This window comes from Streptomyces sp. NPDC045899 (genome assembly GCF_056431485.1).
In genome coordinates this window covers 276,910-294,390 of record NZ_JBWKKP010000006.1, presented here as the reverse complement: position 1 = coordinate 294,390, position 17,481 = coordinate 276,910, and the positions used below count along the sequence as shown (strand labels likewise).

General features: G+C 68.9%; 15 protein-coding genes and 4 pseudogenes. 10 read left to right on the top strand and 9 right to left on the bottom strand.

The annotated features are described in order from the left end of the window. Positions 1-366 precede the first annotated feature (366 nt). Positions 367-687, bottom strand: a complete 321-nt coding sequence (locus AC07FT_RS12085) for a MerR family transcriptional regulator (protein WP_479176082.1) — start codon at positions 685-687, stop codon at positions 367-369. Between the two features lie 805 nt (positions 688-1,492). Further along, the gene (locus AC07FT_RS12080) at positions 1,493-2,020 is read right to left on the bottom strand and encodes a DUF5994 family protein (RefSeq protein WP_479176080.1); all 528 of its coding nucleotides are present in this window, start codon (positions 2,018-2,020) and stop codon (positions 1,493-1,495) included. A gap of 239 nt (positions 2,021-2,259) precedes the next feature. Here AC07FT_RS12080 and AC07FT_RS12075 point away from each other — a divergent pair, with 239 nt between their 5' ends. From AC07FT_RS12075 to AC07FT_RS12065, 3 genes and pseudogenes are all read left to right on the top strand, one after another. Continuing rightward, entirely contained in the window at positions 2,260-2,841 is a 582-nt protein-coding gene (locus AC07FT_RS12075; RefSeq protein WP_479176078.1) for a DUF5994 family protein, read from the top strand. Positions 2,842-3,145: 304 nt separating this feature from the next. Beyond that, positions 3,146-3,421, top strand: coding sequence for a hypothetical protein (locus AC07FT_RS12070; RefSeq protein WP_479176222.1), 276 nt, complete (start codon positions 3,146-3,148; stop codon positions 3,419-3,421). A 230-nt stretch (positions 3,422-3,651) separates the two neighbouring features. Continuing rightward, a pseudogene (locus AC07FT_RS12065) lies at positions 3,652-3,766 on the top strand (serine/threonine-protein phosphatase); the annotation flags it as partial. A gap of 181 nt (positions 3,767-3,947) precedes the next feature. Here the strand turns inward: AC07FT_RS12065 and AC07FT_RS12060 are convergent. Beyond that, a complete protein-coding gene (locus AC07FT_RS12060) occupies positions 3,948-4,448 on the bottom strand; it encodes a phospholipase A2 (protein WP_479176076.1) in 501 nt (166 codons plus the stop codon). A 629-nt stretch (positions 4,449-5,077) separates the two neighbouring features. Then, positions 5,078-5,335, bottom strand: a pseudogene (locus tag AC07FT_RS12055) (hypothetical protein); the annotation flags it as partial. Between the two features lie 154 nt (positions 5,336-5,489). Here AC07FT_RS12055 and AC07FT_RS12050 point away from each other — a divergent pair. Then, positions 5,490-6,485 carry an alpha/beta hydrolase gene (locus AC07FT_RS12050; protein ID WP_479176074.1) on the top strand — a complete coding sequence of 332 codons (996 nt, stop codon included), beginning with the start codon at positions 5,490-5,492 and terminating at the stop codon, positions 6,483-6,485. Between the two features lie 83 nt (positions 6,486-6,568). Here the strand turns inward: AC07FT_RS12050 and AC07FT_RS12045 are convergent, their stop codons facing one another. Further along, positions 6,569-7,435 (bottom strand): hypothetical protein, encoded by an 867-nt coding sequence (locus tag AC07FT_RS12045; RefSeq protein WP_479176072.1) that lies wholly within the window; start codon positions 7,433-7,435, stop codon positions 6,569-6,571. Between the two features lie 266 nt (positions 7,436-7,701). Between AC07FT_RS12045 and AC07FT_RS12040 the strand changes: the two genes are divergently transcribed. Together AC07FT_RS12040 and AC07FT_RS12035 are read left to right on the top strand one after the other, a co-directional pair. Further along, entirely contained in the window at positions 7,702-8,403 is a 702-nt protein-coding gene (locus AC07FT_RS12040; protein WP_479176070.1) for a hypothetical protein, read from the top strand. A gap of 46 nt (positions 8,404-8,449) precedes the next feature. After that, a complete protein-coding gene (locus tag AC07FT_RS12035; protein WP_479176068.1) occupies positions 8,450-8,737 on the top strand; it encodes a hypothetical protein in 288 nt (95 codons plus the stop codon). 108 nt (positions 8,738-8,845) lie between these two features. Here the strand turns inward: AC07FT_RS12035 and AC07FT_RS12030 are convergent, their stop codons facing one another. Then, on the bottom strand, positions 8,846-9,967 hold the full coding sequence (locus AC07FT_RS12030) for an FAD-dependent oxidoreductase (protein ID WP_479176066.1): 1,122 nt from the start codon (positions 9,965-9,967) through the stop codon (positions 8,846-8,848). A 53-nt stretch (positions 9,968-10,020) separates the two neighbouring features. On the opposite strand from AC07FT_RS12030, the gene AC07FT_RS12025 reads away from it, so the two are divergent. Further along, a complete protein-coding gene (locus AC07FT_RS12025) occupies positions 10,021-10,713 on the top strand; it encodes a TetR/AcrR family transcriptional regulator (protein ID WP_479176064.1) in 693 nt (230 codons plus the stop codon). Positions 10,714-10,776: 63 nt separating this feature from the next. On the opposite strand, the gene AC07FT_RS12020 is transcribed toward AC07FT_RS12025, so the two are convergent. Continuing rightward, positions 10,777-11,568, bottom strand: coding sequence for an alpha/beta fold hydrolase (locus AC07FT_RS12020; RefSeq protein ID WP_479176062.1), 792 nt, complete (start codon positions 11,566-11,568; stop codon positions 10,777-10,779). A 219-nt stretch (positions 11,569-11,787) separates the two neighbouring features. On the opposite strand from AC07FT_RS12020, the pseudogene AC07FT_RS12015 reads away from it, so the two are divergent. Beyond that, positions 11,788-12,219: pseudogene (locus AC07FT_RS12015) on the top strand (FAD-dependent oxidoreductase); the annotation flags it as partial. On the opposite strand, the gene AC07FT_RS12010 reads toward AC07FT_RS12015, so the two are convergent. Both AC07FT_RS12010 and AC07FT_RS12005 read right to left on the bottom strand, forming a co-directional pair. Continuing rightward, a complete protein-coding gene (locus tag AC07FT_RS12010) occupies positions 12,207-12,605 on the bottom strand; it encodes a hypothetical protein (protein ID WP_479176060.1) in 399 nt (132 codons plus the stop codon). The pseudogene AC07FT_RS12015 and the gene AC07FT_RS12010 sit on opposite strands and share 13 nt — an antisense overlap. A gap of 536 nt (positions 12,606-13,141) precedes the next feature. After that, positions 13,142-13,312 (bottom strand): annotated as a pseudogene (locus AC07FT_RS12005) (signal peptidase I); the annotation flags it as partial. A gap of 46 nt (positions 13,313-13,358) precedes the next feature. On the opposite strand from AC07FT_RS12005, the gene AC07FT_RS12000 reads away from it, so the two are divergent. Beyond that, positions 13,359-14,834 carry a hypothetical protein gene (locus tag AC07FT_RS12000; protein WP_479176058.1) on the top strand — a complete coding sequence of 492 codons (1,476 nt, stop codon included), beginning with the start codon at positions 13,359-13,361 and terminating at the stop codon, positions 14,832-14,834. Between the two features lie 266 nt (positions 14,835-15,100). Next, complete coding sequence (gene helR, locus AC07FT_RS11995; RefSeq protein ID WP_479176220.1) at positions 15,101-17,251, top strand: RNA polymerase recycling motor ATPase HelR; 2,151 nt, start codon at positions 15,101-15,103, stop codon at positions 17,249-17,251. The last annotated feature ends 230 nt before the right edge of the window (positions 17,252-17,481 follow it).

Here is a 17,481-nt window from a genome sequence, read left to right as displayed (position 1 = left end):
CACCAGCGGCATACGGCCGCAGTGCCCAGGACGAGGGCAGTTTCTCGCCGTGCAATGCTCCCTCGAACGGTCGCTCCCCAGGCGTAGGAGCGGTGGCTACAGCGCCCTCTCGCCATCGACACAGGGGGAGCGTGCGTACCGTGCTGCCACACTACGGGTGCCGATACGTCATTCGCCCTGCTCGGCGGCTACGCACGTCCAACGCAGCCAGGGATGTTCTGGCGCAGCAGGTGCAGGACGTGGGCGGACCCCGGTGGCCGGGCAGCCGGGAGGTGCTGGCACCTCCGCGGCGCCTGAGTAATCGTCGCAACTGGGACAGGACCCCTTCTACGAGCGTGCCGGTGCTTCACGGGTCCACGGCGGTGATCAGTTCGGGCGGGCTCGTAGTTCTTCATTGATGCGCTGGGCTTCTGCCAGCTGGTCCTCGAGGATGACGATGCGACAGGCGGCTTCTATCGGGGTGCCGGTGTCGACGAGTTCGCGGGCCCGAGCGGCGATACGTAGCTGGTACCGGGAGTAGCGGCGGTGGCCGCCTTCTGAGCGCAGGGGGGCGATCAGGCGGTGCTCGCCGAGGGCACGGAGGAAGGCGGGAGTGGTGCCGAGCATCTCGGCGGCCCGGCCCATGGTGTAGGCGGGGTAGTCGTCGTCGTCGAGGTTGTCGGTAGGACGGGCACTGCCAGGGGGCATAGACCTCTTCTTTCGAAAGGACGCGTCGAGGGGCCCAGGTGCCGTAGCGGCACCCGGGCCCCGAGCTTTCAACACCATCTGCCGGCTGACTGCGCCGGCTCTCTTGTTCCGCTGGTCCGCCTGGGAGGGCGGAAGTGCGGGGATCGCGGATGCGTGACCGGGGACCACCTTCCAATCGGGGCCTGCGGTTACCCGAGCGGCTTCTCCCCCACCCGGGCGATCCTGACGGCGTCTGCTCCTTACCTCATTCGGCTACTCGTTTGCACTGCTGGATATCGCAGGTACTGCTTGCGGCCCCTGGAGCCGCCCGGCCCGGCGGTCAGTGACGGGACCCAACCTTTCCCGGCCCCGTCACTCCACTGCCGTTCCGCTTCCTGCTGACCTGCTCACACGGCAGTTCATCTCTGCCATGCCCTCTTCGACTTCTTTGGTATGTGAGAACGCTACCTCCAACACCCTCCCATGTCTACTCTCGCCACAATAGATTTCCTCCGCGCTGGGCGAGGAGGTTTCTGTCACGAGGCCACTTGGAAGACTCTGATGCGGGCTTCATGCCCGGGACCAGCCCCGCGGCCGCTCCCTCCCGGCCAGCCGAGAACATGGATACGCGGGAGTGGGGACGGGGGACTTGCTGTGTGGGCCGGGTCCAGCGGCGTTCCCTGGGGCCGCTCTGTCCGGCGGAACCGGACGGCCGTACGGCGCAGCCGCTGCTCGGCGTTGCTGGGGTATGACGTTGAGGCGCTGTTCTCACTGTTGGGGGATTTTGAAGAGGCGCTGGGGGATCTCGTCGCGCCGCGAGGAGGCGTCAGGACGTGCCGCGGCGTTCCGGGCCTGCGTGCGGGTCTCCCTCGGTGATCGGGCGGGCTCGGCCGGTGCCGGTGTCGATGAGGATCTGCTTGGCCGGTGCGAGATTGTCGGCGCGGACGGACTGGGCCATCGCGGTGTGCGCCGCGTCGGGCGTCGTGTGCGGAGGGATCACCAGCAGGGAGAAGATATCTTGATCGTTTCGGGTGATGAGGATGGTGTCGTCACCCACGGGGAATGAGTCGATGTGCACGATGCGGTCGTCGATGATCAGCCGTGTCGGCAGTTCTTCCCAGGCGTCGGAGTCCAGGCCGACGCGCATCACGGGCCCGAGGTGCTCGGTCAGCGCGGCGACCAGGGCGGGAAGCTCGGCGCCGATGTCGCGCGAACGCGGCCACCACGCACCATCAAGGATGCCCTCACGGGTATGTGTCGTCGCCAACCGCAGTAGGGCTGTTCCAGGTTTCACAGCATGCTGGATCGCGTCCGGCAGAAGATTCACTGCACGCGGGGTGTCGGCGTCGGACATGATCTGCTCGCCCTCTGCGGGGTTCGGTGGACCGCCGGTTTCACCGTACTCCGGGAGCCCACTCACGGGCTCAGCCGCGCCGTGCGGATACTGATCACACGCCGGCTCGGCGAGGCCTCGCACCGGAGTACAGTGAAACTACCGGGAGCATTTCGCACACCGGCTCCCACGCGGGTGTCGTTCTCGGCGAGAAACAACACCGGGACGTTGCAAGACGCGCCCAGGGACAGGTCCGCGCCATGACCGTGACCATCGACCGTACGACCACCAATGAGCGCGTACCCTCGCCACCGGCCCGTCTGTCGCTGACGCCGGCCACCCCGGTTCCAGGTGCTCTGGACGGTGCGTGGTGGCCCCGCTCCCGCGATCTCCTCCGTGAGCTGCCGCCCCTGACGGATGTGCTGGACACACGCTGGGGCCGGATCACCCGCGTCTCCGTGAACCCGGCCCACTGGCCCGTGATCCCACGCAAGGTGGCTGCGACCGGGCACATGGTGAACGTGGGCTGGTTCACCGATGAGCAGGACCCACACAAGTTGATCCTGCTCTCCTACACCGTAGGTCGCTGGGACCTTCTGGTGATCCCGCCGGAAACGAGTGCGGCAGCCGCCGCCCGGCTGATGGCCGCCGCGGCCACTATCGGCAGCCTGCTCACCGCCAGCGGTCTGATGGCGAGCGAGGCCGCCACCGGCAACGCCCGGGAGGATCTCAGCCGCGAGGAGGAATGGGAGAGCGAAGGCGGGCCGCCTCAGTGGCGGCCGGAGGCCGCACCCGCCCGGAGCCCTGAGCTCCACCGGACTCCTGAGCTCCCAGGGAGGTGAGGATGTGGAGACCGCCATCACAGTGTCCGTGATGATCGGCATGTTGATGCTCGGAGTGCTGCTGATCCACCTGCTCAACGGCCAGCACAGCGAGCGGATCTCAGCCTTCCACTACAGCGATGCCCTGCCGGGAGTCGGCCGACGGAGCGGGAAGAGCCGACGGCCGGCAAGCCCGCCCGACCGCCCGTCGCCTCCTCCTCCTCACCCCGAACAGCGCGACGGGCCGCGAATGGCGCATGGCCTTCTCCTGACCGGGGCCGGTGGGCGCGGAGCGAGGCCCGACGCCCACCGGCACGTCTTCCTGATGAACGGGGTCACCACGGAGTCACCGGAATCACCCCCGGCAGGGCGCGCCGAGGTGCGTATCGTCGCCGCGTCCCCCGAGGTCGCCCGTCAGGTCGCAGAGGTACTCCGTCGTTGCTTCGCCGGCACCGAACAGCGGAGCTACCCCGCCGGCGCGGAAGGCGGAACCCGCCTCCATCTCATCGTGGACACCACGCGAACGGCAGAACCGGAGCGGTCCTGGCTGGTAGCAAGCCGGTCCTCCGGGCAGGACGCCACGCAGACGGACGAGGTCTGAAGGGATGCTCGCCAGTGGGCCCAAAAAATCCCCTATGCCGGAAAGGCGAACTCGGCATAGCATGGTGAGTGGGTCGGTTCACTCTCACGTGCAACCGACCCGAAAGGGCGGCCTCGGTGCTTCTGCGCCGGGGCCGTTGTGGGGAGAGCCCCGATGCCGGGGTGGAGTCGGAACCAGCACGACCACAGTGCGGCAAGCAGCACAAAGGCTCACCTCTGTGAGGGCGGTGCCTGCTGGACCGGCCTCACGAGATGGCGCCCAGCTCAGCTGATCGCGACTCTGGTCGCGGAGGAAGTGGGCAGGATCGGCGGGCGGGACGTTTCGATCCCCCTTCAGGGCTACGAGCTCGCCGCATGCCTTGAAGCAAGATCCCCAAGGCCGGCATACGCGAGTGAGTAGAACGCCGGGAGGTGGCATCGTCCGGAATCGCGGTCGGTGCGTCGGGATGGAGTGCCGTTGCGGCTGATGACGGGGTGGTCATCAGCCGCAACGGTGTTGTCGGGCCATCGAGTGATCTTAGTTTCGGCTACCTGTCGCCCAGGGCGACTACGCCCACGTAGTAGGCATGTGCCGAGCGCTGGCACATCCCGGTGAGGCGGCTGAGATCGAGGGGGTGCCACCTGGTGCATTCGTTCAAAAGGCCCTGGTGGAAGAGGTCGTCAACCCTGGCCTTGAACCTGTTTGAAGGCTTGAAGAACTCTTCTTCTCCGATCAGTTCCTGGTAGTTGCGGTACCCGAAGTCGTGCCTGGCGCACTCATCTGTGAAGTCGAAGCCGGTCGGGGCGTCGGAGCCGCCGCTGCAGCCGTTGCTGTCCCAGTTGAACCCGAACCTGTCGGGCCGCTTCTTGCTGTGGTTGACCCTCGCCTTCCACCAAGCCCTGGTGGCGGCGTCCCCCGGTTCGCTCAGCTCGTCAAGGCGCTGTAGCTTCTCCTGCGGGGTGACCGGTCCGGATGCGAGCGCGCCGATCCCGGTCCAGTCGGTGCCGCTGCCGGCCCACTTGACGGCTCCCGAGCGGTCAGGAGTCACTCCGTAGAGGCCCTGGAAGCCAACCGTGAAAGCGGCGCCTGCGCCACCGGTCTTGGTCCAATTGCCGGCTCTCCGTTGTATTTGACGAGCTCACATCGGCTGGGGTCTCTGCGCCGGCGCGGGGGTCGGTATCTCGGTGATGTTCTCGTAGCACAGCGTGCTGTAGGCGCTGGTCGTCCGTCAGGCAGGAGCGGTTGCTCTGTTGGTGGTAGGTGAAAGTACCCTCGGCCTGGTTGGTCCAGCCGCCGAAGATGAGGGGCGTGCCGGCTTGAGTTGAGGTGTCGCCGGGCATGAGCTCGCTGATGGCGATCGGGATGGCCACCGTGGGCCAGGGGCTGGGAGCTCATGCTGGAGCCGAGCCGCCAGGCCATGGGTACGTAGCCCGAGCAGTCCTGCCGGTAGCGCCCCCATGGCGTCGTCAGCTCACCAGCCGAAGGGACCCCCGGCACCGTTGCTGCTGTAGGGGACCTTGTGGTCGATCCATGCCTGGGCTCGTTTGATCACCTGCTCGAAGCCCACCGTCATCGCACCTGCCCCCGTCAACGCCAAGGCAACGACAAAGGCCACGACAAGTGACGCCGCCCATACGCGTACTACGACTGGCACTGGACCAGGGCCTACTGCAGCCGGGCCTGGATGCGCCTCTCGAGCCGCACTTCTGCAGGCGACTGGCGAAACCCACTGTCACAGTGCAGGTGCGAGCTTTCGCAGTGCGGCCACGGCTCCTCCACCGGCCACAGCAACGGCCCCCCGACCGAGCTCTCCCTGACCGACGGTGATCCGGGTCGAGGATGCAGCCGAATCGCAGGACGCGCCAACGGAGCCAGCTCAGGAAATACCGCAGTCACCTCGACTGGCCGCGGCGGAGTCGTACGTACGAAAACCATACGGTGATCCTGTCACCAGCCACCGACAGTCCCCCGCCTCTTCAACCTGTCGCATGGCCCACCACCCGGCCGCGGTGACGACGGGAACCAGGGCGATGGACGCCTGCGTCGGCAGTGACCAAGCCCACGGAATTCGGGCGGTGTTGGAGCGGACATGCCCATTACAGTCAGCGCCGTGGACTTCCTCACCGACATTCTGGGCGAGCCCTACCAGGCGATCGACCTCCCGCTCACCGCCGACGACGAGGGCGACGTCGTCGCAACCCTGATCCGCCGCTGGTCCGAAGGTCCTGGCGCCTCCGCTGGAGGCAGCCGCCGTGCCGTGCTCTATGTGCACGGCTATGTCGACTACTTCTTCCAGACCCACCTGGCCGACTTCTACACCGAGCGCGGCTACGACTTCTACGCGCTGGACCTGCGCAAGTACGGCCGCTCACTGCGCCCGCACCACTCGCCGAACTACATTCACGACCTCGACATCTACGACGAGGAACTCGATGAGGCCATCCGCATCATCCGCGAGGTCGACGGACACGACACCCTCTTGCTCAACGGCCACTCAACGGGCGGCCTGATCAGTGCCCTGTACGCCGACCGGCGGGCGGGGCAGGGAATCATCGACGCGCTCTTCCTCAACAGCCCGTTCCTGTCCCTGCCCGCCCCGTCGCTGATACGCACCCTCGCCGCCCCCGCCGTCGACCTCCTCGGGCGTTTCGCAGCTACCCGCAAACTTCCGGCTCCGCTCAACCCGCACTACGTACACAGTCTCCACCGCAGTTTCCGGGGCAGTTGGGAGTTCGACCTGACGCTCAAACCAGCCGAGGGCTTCCCCCTCTACGCCGGGTGGCTGGCGGCCATCCAACGGGGGCAGCGGCGTGTCCGCCGCGGACTGGGGATCGACTGTCCGGTCCTCGTGATGGCTTCGACCGCCAGCTCCACCACCACCAAATGGGACGATGACCTGCTCCGCACCGACGCCGTACTGCGCGCCGAGGACATCGCCCGCCTCGCACCCCGGCTGGGGCCGCGGGTCACCACCGTGCGCGTCCGGGACGGGGTGCACGACCTGGTCCTGTCGACACCCGAGGTGCGCGAACGCATCTTCACCGAGCTCGGCCTCTGGCTCAGCGCCTATCACCCCCGGCCGTAGAGCGTGATCGGTAGCCGTCCGGACCTGCCGGCTACCCCCATCCACCCATGGGGTGCCGGCACCCACCTCGACACCTCCTCGGATCACAGCAGGCGTGTGAGAGGCAGCGCCGCGATGTCGGGAGCGGGCCGGGAGACATACAGGTCGGTGTGGTAGTAACCGTCCGCTTCCTTGCCGGCCGTCTGCAGTCCGTTCTCAGCCAGGGCGTCGAACGCCGCGTACCGCTCGGAGCTGTCGGCGAAACGGCGCTGCCGGAAGGTACGGGTGGGAAGTTTCTCCGTCACCAGACCCGAGCGGGCCAGCAGATCGACAACCGGCTGGTAAGGCACGGTGCGCAGCACGAACGCCGCGACCCACGGCGGGGTCGGCATGGAGTCGAGAAGCCTGGTGAACGTCCGGGTGAAGACGTAACCGACGCCGCCCGTGACGGTGATCAGGTCCGTGCCCGCCAGTGCGCGGCGCAGCGCGGGGCTCGGTTCGGTGAGTTCGAGGTTCTCCGCGAAGGCGTGGTCGAGCAGGCCGACGGCGCGGGCGTATGCGACGGCCCGGGCTGCCGAGTCGATGCCGGTCGCCGTTGCGGGGTCCAGGCTGCGGCGCGCTGCGAAGAAGGCCCGGTCCTCGGCCACCAGCTGCCGGGGCGGCACCGCGGAGAGGCGGTGAGAGGTGTACCGGGTGAACAGGTCCGCCAGAGTGACCTCGTGGTTGAGGAGGGCTGTGTTGATCCCGTAGGAGCAGCACAGGTCCACCACCTTCAGTGGCGTCCGTTCGGGGTGCAGGCCCCGCAGGACGTGAGCCAGCGCCCGGAAGACGGCTTGGCCGTGATGGGGTATCTGGTACTCGAGGGATTGCAGGGTTGCGAAGTACGGGCGTGGGTCAGGACAGTCGTAGATTTCGTCGAAGTTCGCCTTGCCCCAGTCGGCGTTCGCGGTATCGCTCGCTCCTGCTGCCATGAGCATCTCCTGACCCGCGACGGCCGGGGGAAGAACCCGACAGCCGCAGGGATCCGAGGCCAGCGCCTATGCGCTCGGCAGGCCGCGCCACGGTCCCACTATGCGCTCTCCGGCGCCAGGCGGCAGCTTGGAGGGGCCGACCGGATGATTACAGTCCGTGACCGGGCCTTGGTACGGCCGGGGCACGTTGCCATGTCGTCACGTCGGCCGGCCATGAAGGCCGGGCTCTTCGAACACTCCTGGCCAGGCAGGGAGAGAATCCCAGCATGGTGATGGCACGGCACCGGTACTCCTCCTCGCCCGCCGTGGACGGGCACCCGCTCCTGGATGAGCCGGGCTTCTGGCCCGCGCACTTGGCTGACCTCTGCGAGGGCTTGCCGCCAGAGCTCTTCGGCTCGGATGCGGGTGACGCGGACGCCATGCTGGACGAGCTTCACGACCCATCGGCCTGGCCGGTGTTCACCGTGCCTTTGATCGGCGGCTTCACGATCGTCGTGCACTACAACAGCGGCGAGGAGTTCACCACCACGGACTACTTCCTCACGCACCCCGCCTGGAGCCAGGATCTCGTCCTGGCCAGCGACGATCAGGACCGTATCGGACCTGGGCTGTGCTGGCCCGAGCTCGCCGCATTGCTGCAGGCACCGGCAGACGCCGTCGGGATCGCTGACCCTCATGTGCGGCTGCTTCTCCTGCTTCCGGTCCTGGGCGACACCGCAGTCCAGGAAGAAGCTGTGGCAGCCGTGGTCCGGGCCCTGATCGCCCAGGGTGCTCCCGAGGCGAGCGAGCCGTTGGCCAGGCGCTTGCTCCGGGGGCACCCCATGTGGGGCGCCCAGGACTGGTGGTTCGACACAGATGAACGCAGCTGGATCTGCGAAGGCGATCACAGCCCGCGCAAGACTCCCTTGGGCGGCCACTTGCCCGAACAGCAGCGAGCTGCTCTCGAGGCGTGCTTGACGCCCGGATGACCGACTCGGGCTGCGCGCGGGCCGGCATCCCGGCCAGGCGTTGTCGGTGCCGCCTGCCACCGTCCGGAGGTTCGGCCGGGCCCGCAACCCGCTCGTCGAACAGGGACGGCACCACGATGCGTGGGACTCCGGGCGGATCATCGGCGCGAACGGACTGCCCGGCGAGCTGACGTGGGAGGAGTTCGTCGCATCCAGCAGCAGAGCCCGGCACCTGCAGAACCCGGCGGCGCCAGGCATCTTCCACTCCTGGCCTGGTTCGGGGGAGAACTGGCTCCTGCCGCGGGCCTACACGGACCTCCTGGACCACTGGGAGCAGCGGGAAGAGCACTGGTGACCCGGGCCCGGCTGCGCTCCTCCTGCGGCGACCAGGGACGCTACTGGGGTGAGTGGCGGGCTCCGGCGACGTCGGGGTACATCGCCCGGTGCCCGCCGCGCCCGGCGGTCAGGATGGCTGGACTTGATCGAAGACGGCGAGGGCTTCGGCGGGGTCCGGACTCACCAGGCGTTCCAGGCCGGCCGTCGTGATCTTCGCCCACCAGGCGGCCCGTGCCCACATCTGTCCCTCGAAGGCGCGGACGGCGTCGTCCAGGTCTTCGGTGCCGGCGGTGGTGATGGACTCGGCGAGCTCGGCGCCTTCCAGCATCGCGAGGTTCGCGCCCGCCCCCAAGGGGGGCATCAGATGGGCGGCGTCGCCCAGTAGCGTCACCCCGCAGACGTGGGTCCAGGTGTGGGACACGGGCAGGGCGTGGATGGGGCGGTGGACGAAGGCGGTGCCGTGGCGGAGGAGGTCGAGGACGGGAGCGGCCCAGCCGTCGAACAGAGCCAGCAGGCTCGCTCGGACATCCTCGACATCGGCCAGGTCCAGGTTCGTGTGCCAGTCCAGCGGCGCGCGGAACCGGGCGTACACCTTGACATGGCCGCCGCTGGAGCGCTGGGCGACGAGGCTTCGGTTCACGCCGTACACAGCCAGGGAACCGTCGCCGATCAGCCCGGCGAGGTCCGGGTGGCGGGTGTCGACGTCGTCGAGGGAGGCCTCCATCGAGGTGACGCCGGTGTAGTGCGGTGCCACCGACGAGACCGCCGGACGGACCCGGGACCAGGCGCCGTCCGCGCCGACCACGAAGTCGAACGCCTCCTGTCGCCCGTCCGCGAAATGGACCAGTACGCCGTCCCGGGTTCCCGGCACCAGCCGCGTCACGCTACGCCCCCACTGGACGTCGAGGGAGCCGAGCAGCAGGTCACGGAGCTGTCCGCGGTCGATCTCGGGGTTGGCCTGTTCATCCGGAGTGGGTTGCCAGTCGCGCAGGACGGTCCCGTCCGTGTCCAGGATGCGCATGGCCTGCCCCTCGGGACGGGACAGCGTCTGGAACTCCGCCAGCAGCCCAGCCTTGTCCAGCGCGAGCTGACCCAGCCCTCGGTGCAGGTCCAGCGTGCCGCCCGGGGGGCGGGTGTCGGGGGCGGGATCGCGTTCGAGGACGGCGACCGGATGGCCGTGGCGATGCAGAACGCGGGCGAAGGTGAGGCCGGCAGGACCACTGCCGACGACTGCTATACGACGTCTCATGTCGATACACTGTATTGAGTCGATACGATGCATCGCAACGGTACGATGCCCCTATGACCGTGTGGGACCGGCCGGAGCCGCCGACTCAACCCGTGCCGCTCGACCGGGAGCGGATCGTCACCACCGCCGTCGCGCTGGCCGACGAGGGCGGGCTGGAGGCGGTGTCCTTGCGTAAGATCGCCGCCCGCCTGGACGCCGGTCCTATGCGGCTGTACCGATACATCTCCACCAAGGAGGAGCTGTTCGACCTCATGGTGGACGAGGTGTACGCCGAGATCCGCCCCGAGGAGCAGCCCGGCGACTGGCGGGAGGCGCTGGGCATCCTCGCTCAGCGCACCCGGCAGGCCGCCCTCCGCCACGAATGGCTCGCCGATCTCCTCGGCGGACGCCCGGCCCTGGGCCCGAACGGCCTCGCCGTGACCGAGGCCACACTGTCCGCCTTCGACGGCATCGCCGACATCGACACCGTCCTGCGCGCCGTGGAAACCGTCAGCGCCTACTTCATCGGCGCGATCAGACGCGAGATCGCGAACCTGCGGGCCGAGCGCGCCACGGGCCTGTCCAAGCACGACTGGCAGCGCGCCAACGGCCCGCATGTGACGAGCATGTTGGCCACGGGACGCTTCCCGGCGCTGGCCAGGGCCGTGCACGACGGCACCGACGTGGATGCCGAGGCATCCTTCGCCACCGGCCTGGACTGGGTCCTCGACGCCGTGGCCACCAAACTCGGCCAGCCGCCGGCGTGACACTCAGCTCCTGCTGAATCCGGGGCCGGCTCCACTCGCAAGCCCCCGTGCGCCATGCGGTCTTCAGGCCTCGGCCGCTTCCCGATGGAGGAAGTCGAGGACGAGTGGACTCGCACAGGAACGGAACTCTTCGAAGTAGGCGTGCCGGGCCCCGGGGATGAGTGTCATCCGGGCACCAGGAATCCGTTCGGCGAGCAGCGGGGCGTTCGCGGCGGGGTTGAGGAGGTCGGCGTCGCCATGCAGGATCAGCGTCGGTGCGCTGATGGCGGGCAGCTCATCCCACGCGTCATGGTCGCGACTCGCGGTCAGGTGTGCGCGACGCGCACGGGCGGACATGGTGGGGTCACCCAGGGTCTGATAGGGCGCGGAGTGGGCCGCCAGCCAGGCCGGGGTGTACATCAGTCCAGCCAGGGCCCGCTGTGCCGCGGCCACGTCGGGCGCCGCCAGGGACCGGCGGACCTCGTTGCTGCGTTCCAGGCTGAGCGGCCCACCAGGGGAGGTGCAGCCCAGTATCAGCCCACGGACCCGTTCCGGGTGCCGGATGGCCAGCCACTGAGCCACCCGCCCTCCCATCGAGGTGCCGTAGACGTCCGCACGGTCGATGCCCAGGTCGTCGAGCACCGCGATCACGTCGCGCGCGAACTGCTGTGTGCTGTAAGGAGTTCGGGGCTCGTCACTCTCGCCGGTGCCGCGATAGTCGATCGTCAGGGTGCTGTGCGCGGTGTGGAAGTCCTCGCGGATCCCGTCCCACCAGTGGTGGCTGTTGGCCTGGCCGGCGAGCAGGACGAGTGGGGGGCCGTCGCCACGGAGTTGGTAGGCGATGCGGGCACCGTCCGGGGTCGTGGTGTGCGGCAAGGGAGGATCCTCTCGGAACCGGTGAGGGGACCGGCTGCCCCGGTGCGACGGCCGTCGGCCGTCAGGACGGCGGCGCCGCCCCCTCCGACCGTACGGGAGCGGCACCCGCAAACCGCTACCCGCTACCCGCTACCGGGCGAGTGCCATCTCGCACCCTGGGACCGGCCGACCGGTAGCCAGACGCCGAGCTGAACGCCGTTCCGGGTGGGTATCGGCAATCTGTCGATGGACGCTGATATCGCGCCTGTTCTGTGCCCTCACTACGCCTTGCCGACCGAGCACCGGTGGAACCGAGTGCCGGGGGCGACCCTGCTCGGTGACACCGCCCACCTCGCAGCCCCGAACGGCGAAGACGCCAACCTGGCCATGCTCGACGGCGCCAGACTCGGGAAGGCCCTCGCCGCGCATCCCGACGACATCGAGGCCGCGCTCACCGAGTACGAACAAGCCATGTTCGCCCGTGACAGCAAGGCCGTCACTTTTGAAGGCACCGAACTTCACGGGTCGCCAATGAGGACGCGCCGCACCACTCAACAGTGCTGTCCCACAGGCTGCCGTCAGGCGCGGACAGGCCCGGGCATTCCGCAGGCGGGGGGCGGAACCCTCGCGTTCGGTACCGCCACCCGCCCGCCCGCCTCTTACCTGGTGTAGTCCTTGATCCAGTAAGAGCAGTTGATCCAGCCCGGAAGCTCGCCACTGAAGTCCTTCGCGCAGGCCTTGAACTTGACCTCGGTGTTGCGCGGGATGCTGCGGATCTGGCAGTACTCGAACCCGTTGTCCGCACCGTTCCGGTCGTCGCACGACGTGATCTCGTCGCGGCCGGGGAGCTTGATGCGGAGCACCATGCCGTAGCCGTCCTTCTTGGTGTCCGCGATCCGGAACTTGTTGTTGTCGATACTGTTGAACGCCCCGGTTCCGACACCGTGCGACGCGTCCGCGATGGTCCAGGATCCGACGGCGTTCGCCGGGGCCTGCGCAAGGGCGACACAGGCGGCGGCGCCGACCGCCACGGTCAGAACACGCTTGATACGGGACATACGTCCCTCACTCTCTTCACTCACAGGCTCCCTGAGCGGCGAGCCTGTCGGGTCATCAGGAAAGGATCATGCCCCGGACAAGCGCAATTCGCCAGCGTTGTATGGGTACTTCTTCACCGACACACTGTGTGCGGTATGTCGAATAGGTGAGTTGGCGGAGGCATGCATGCCAGATGCCCGGACGCGTCCGCGTCTGGGCATCCTGTGGGCGGGCGGCGGAGCCCCCGCACTCTGTGCCGCCGCCCGCCCTCTGCACAGCACCGCAGCGCCGCCGCTCCCCGGCCGACCACCGCCCCGCCTAACCGGCTCAAACGAGATCACGAATCGACTGATCATCCGCGCTGCTATTTCTCGTGACCATCCACGGCCCCGAGATCCACAACTGCCGCCCAAACCAGTGCTTCGGAACCGCGGACGAGCTGCGCGACCGCGCCCTGGGAGACAGCGTTGTTCCACCGCACCGCCGGCTTCGTGCCGGCCTCGGAGATGATCCGGGCCGAAGAAGCGGCCGCTGATGAGCACTTGGAGACCCATCACTCGCCGCGCACGCACCGGGTTCGCGTGTCGCCTTGTGAGTGGACGCCCCATCCGATCTCCACGTCGTCGCTCCGACGAGCGTCGCCGGGCTCCTTGACGTGCCCGAGCGGCCATCCACGGTCCAGCGCCGCGTCTTTGCCCGCGTTGCCCACGTACACACCGTCGTCCATGTGCCCGGATGCTCACACGTACCGGGCCCGCGGTTAGGGTGGCCAGATGTTCCGCACACGGAGGGCCCGCAGGCGGGAGGAACGTCAACGGCAGCTGGCGACGGAGCTCAGGTCGACCGAGGGCGCGGTGCGCGAAGCGGCGTCCCGGAGCATCGCACACTTTCCTGATACCGCCTGGGCGCTGCGTGAGTTGCTGTGGTCCCTCGACAACGAGCCGTCGGTGGATGTGTTCGAGGCGGTGGCGGAGAGCTTCACCTTCGCGCTCGGCAAGGACCCGTCCCTGTACGCGGAGGCCGAGCGGATCCTGGCCGGGTCGCTGTCCGATCCGGCGGCGCTGGTGGGTGCCTGGACCGCGTTCACCGGGCGGCTCGGCTCGGCCTGTACGCACACCCTGGACGACGAGCTGTGCTGGGACATCCGCACCCGACAGGGCACCCTGCGGGAGGTCGGCTGGACCGAGGCGGGAGCACCTGGTGAGGGCCTGGCCCACGAGGCGCAGATGGGGGTTGCGGTGCGGGACGTGCACGCCGCCCTGCGCCGCAGCGCCGCTCCGCTCCCTGCGGGAACGGCTGAGCGGATCCAGGAAGAGGCGCGTCTCCTGCTCGGCCGGGCACTGGCTCATCCGCCGGGCAGTGCGGAACGCTCCGAGCAGCTCATCGCTCTCGCCCAGTCCCCGGATACGCGAACGTGGCGGGACCGCGCCTGCGCCAGTGCCCGCATCGACGAGATCCTCGTGCTGTGCCGGAGCGCGGATCCGGCACGGGTCCGTGTCGGGGTCGAGGCGCTGGACCTCCTCATGATGCTCCACATCCATGGCCATGGGCGCACCGGACCGATCCTCGCCACCCTCGGTCCTCTCGCCGTTCCCGGCCAGGACGCCTCCGTGATGTCCAAGGTGCTCGACTGCTACCGGACGCTTGGGGTCCACCACCAACTGGTCGAGATGCCGGTGGCGTTGTTCCTGTCGTGCACGCGGCACACCGAGGCGCAGGTGAGATCGTCGGCCGCCATGGGGCTGCCCACCATCACGAGGAAAGGTCCGGAGGAAGCGTCGGCCGTGGCGGTGCTCATCGAACTCCTCGACCACGACCCCGATCGCGGCGTCCGGTTGGACGCGGGCACCTCCCTCGCCGATTTCGAGTGCGCCGACAAGGCCAACACCCGGGCATCCGGGGCCGCGCTGGCCCGCTACGCCGACTCGCCCGACGCCGCCTTCCGCGCCCGGTCGGTCTCCGGGGCCTGGCAGCGCAAGGAGCCAGGGGCGAACCGCTGGCTGCTCGACGAGCTGCAATCACCCGACCCCTCCTGGCACTTCGTCCTGCTGGCCGAATCCCGCACGATGGACCTGGCGCTGGAGGATGACGTCCCGTCCTCGGTGCCGGCCGAATTCGAGCAGGCGCTGCTGCGGCTGCAGCGGACGGGATGGGCCGAACGGGATGATCCGGATAACTCCCCGGATCCTGAGGGGCGCGCGGCCATGGTGGCCTTCGCACTGGAGAACCTGCGTCTGTTCGCTCCCTGATGCCGCCCCCGCCGCACACCTCACCCGTACGGGTCCCCGTGCAGACCAGGGTGCGAGGGCTTGCCCGTCCATAGCGGGCGATCGGGGCAAGAGGGTGTACACACCTCTTGCCACTCTCAACGTATAGCGCACCGGGGGGCTTGCGGCAAGGCCCGGGTCGTGCCGCAGAATCGCAGGCCAAGACCAGAACCTGCGGTATTGGGGGATTCACGAAGTGCGTACGTTCTTGTCGGTTCATGGATCGACTCCGGATCGGAGCCGGTGATATGAACCCGCTGACCACCAGCGCGTTTGCGCTTCCCGACCGTCTCGCCCCCAAGGCCGACCCGATGCTCATCGCCGACGACGAGCATCACTTCGCGGCCATCGCCGAATGCCTCGACCGGACGATCGCCGAACTGTCCGACCGCCTCGATGCCGAACGCAAGGCACCCGGCGGCATCGGCCGCGGGGCGATGGACCGGGACAGGGAGATCCACCGGCTGACCGGCCGCCTCCGCGCCTTGCGCCGCTTCGGCCTGGACCTGTGCCTCGGGCACATCGTCAGCGCCGACGACCCCGAGCCCGTGTACGTCGGCCGGCTCGGCCTCACGGACAGCACGGGGCGCCGACTGCTGCTCGACTGGCGCTCCCCGGCGGCCGAGCCGTTCTTCGCCGCAACCCACGCCAACCCGATGGGGCTGGCGAGCCGCCGCAGATACCGCTGGACCCAGGGCCGGATCAGCGACTACTGGGACGAGGTGTTCACCACCGACGGGCTGGAACGCCATGCCGCGCTGGACGACCAGTCCGCCTTCATCGCCAGCCTGGGCGGCCACCGGTCGTCCCGGATGCGGGACGTGCTCACCACCATCCAGGCCGACCAGGACGCGATCATCCGGGCGGGGTCCCGTGGCGCTCTCGTCGTCGACGGCGGCCCGGGAACGGGCAAGACAGTCGTCGCGCTGCACCGCTCCGCCTACCTCCTCTACTCCGACCCCCGCCTCGGTCAGCGTCGGGGAGGTGTGCTGTTCGTCGGTCCGCACCAGCCCTACCTGGCCTACGTCGCCGACGTCCTGCCCAGCCTCGGAGAGGAGGGGGTGCGCACCTGCACCCTGCGGGACCTGGTCGCCGAGGGAGCCGGGGCGGCGGTCGAGGCCGATCCGGACGTGGCACGTCTGAAGTCGTCCGCGAACATGGTGCGGGCGATCGAGAAGGCCGTCAGGTTCTACGAGGAGCCGCCCGCCGAGGGGATGACGGTCACGACCGACTGGTCCGACATCTGGCTGAGCGCCGATGACTGGGCCGAGGCGTTCGAGGCACCGGAACCCGGCACCCCGCACAACGAGGCCCGTGAGCAGATCTGGGAGGAGCTGCTCACGATCCTGATGGACAAGCACGACGGTGACGTCTCGCCCGACCAGTTCCGCAGGTCGCTGCTGCACGACGAAGAGCTGGTCACCACCCTCAACCGGGCCTGGCCGCTGCTCGAAGCGGCCGACCTGGTCGGAGACCTGTGGTCGGTACCCGCCTACCTGCGGATGTGCGCCCCCTGGCTCAGCCCCGACGAGGTCCGCACGCTTCAGCGCAAGCAGGCGCCCCAGGCCTGGACGGTGTCCGACCTGCCACTCCTGGACGCGGCGCGGCAGCGGCTCGGCGACCCGGAGACGGCACGGCGACAGCGCCGGCACAAGGCCGCCGTCGCCGCCGAACGGGAGCGTATGACCGATGTCATCGACACCGTGCTCGCGGCCGATGACGACGGTGAGGGCGCGGTGACGATGCTGCGCGGACAGGATCTCCAGGACAGCCTGATCGACGAGGCCGCCCTGCCCAACGCCGACCCGGACCGGCTCGCCGGCCCGTTCGCGCACATCGTCGTGGACGAGGCGCAGGAACTGACCGACGCTGAGTGGCAGATGCTGCTGCTCCGCTGCCCGTCCCGGAGCTTCACCATCGTCGGGGACCGCGCCCAGGCCCGGCACGGGTTCACGGAGTCGTGGCAGGAACGGCTCGAGCGGATCGGGCTCGGCCGGATCAACGTGGCCTCCCTGAGTGTCAACTACCGGACGCCGGAAGAGGTCATGACGGAAGCCGAGCCGGTCATCCGAGCCGTGCTCCCGGACGCCAATGTGCCGGCCTCCATCCGCAGCGGCGACACCCCCGTCGTCCACGGGTCCGTCGCGGAGCTGGACTCGGTCCTCGGCACCTGGCTCGGCGGGAACACCGGCGGGATCGCCTGCGTCATCGGCGATGCCACGTTCCGGGCGACGCCCCGCGTCCGGTCGCTGAGCCCGGAGTTGTCCAAGGGGCTCGAGTTCGACCTGGTCGTCCTCGTCGACCCGGAGGCGTTCGGCGAGGGTGTCGAGGGAGCGGTCGACCGCTACGTCGCGATGACCCGGGCGACCCGGCAACTCGTCATCCTGACGAGCCCCTGACGGCTGGGCATGAGGTGGGCTGACGCGGCAGGGACGGGAGGGCCGGTGGAGCGCTGTACGGCCTCGGGGCTGGTGGCTCGCCTGTTGAGGTGTCGCGCCATTCCTCGTCGAGGGCGGTTCCGGTACCACCGTGTGCGGTCGCCGGGGGCGTATCGGTGGCGGTGACGCGCAGGGTGCGGCCCTGGCCGCGCCGTACGGTCACCCCTTGGCCGAGCACGGCCCGCTCGGTG

Excerpts from the sequence above, each read along its gene's own strand:
- AC07FT_RS12085 (WP_479176082.1), bottom strand. The coding sequence starts at position 687 with ATGCCCCCTGGCAGTGCCCGTCCTACCGACAACCTCGACGACGACGAC.
- AC07FT_RS12080 (WP_479176080.1), bottom strand. The coding sequence starts at position 2,020 with ATGTCCGACGCCGACACCCCGCGTGCAGTGAATCTTCTGCCGGACGCG.
- AC07FT_RS12075 (WP_479176078.1), top strand. The coding sequence starts at position 2,260 with ATGACCGTGACCATCGACCGTACGACCACCAATGAGCGCGTACCCTCG.
- AC07FT_RS12070 (WP_479176222.1), top strand. The coding sequence starts at position 3,146 with ATGAACGGGGTCACCACGGAGTCACCGGAATCACCCCCGGCAGGGCGC.
- AC07FT_RS12050 (WP_479176074.1), top strand. The coding sequence starts at position 5,490 with ATGCCCATTACAGTCAGCGCCGTGGACTTCCTCACCGACATTCTGGGC.
- AC07FT_RS12045 (WP_479176072.1), bottom strand. The coding sequence starts at position 7,435 with ATGGCAGCAGGAGCGAGCGATACCGCGAACGCCGACTGGGGCAAGGCG.
- AC07FT_RS12040 (WP_479176070.1), top strand. The coding sequence starts at position 7,702 with ATGGTGATGGCACGGCACCGGTACTCCTCCTCGCCCGCCGTGGACGGG.
- AC07FT_RS12030 (WP_479176066.1), bottom strand. The coding sequence starts at position 9,967 with ATGAGACGTCGTATAGCAGTCGTCGGCAGTGGTCCTGCCGGCCTCACC.
- AC07FT_RS12025 (WP_479176064.1), top strand. The coding sequence starts at position 10,021 with ATGACCGTGTGGGACCGGCCGGAGCCGCCGACTCAACCCGTGCCGCTC.
- AC07FT_RS12010 (WP_479176060.1), bottom strand. The coding sequence starts at position 12,605 with ATGTCCCGTATCAAGCGTGTTCTGACCGTGGCGGTCGGCGCCGCCGCC.
- AC07FT_RS12000 (WP_479176058.1), top strand. The coding sequence starts at position 13,359 with ATGTTCCGCACACGGAGGGCCCGCAGGCGGGAGGAACGTCAACGGCAG.
- helR (WP_479176220.1), top strand. The coding sequence starts at position 15,101 with ATGAACCCGCTGACCACCAGCGCGTTTGCGCTTCCCGACCGTCTCGCC.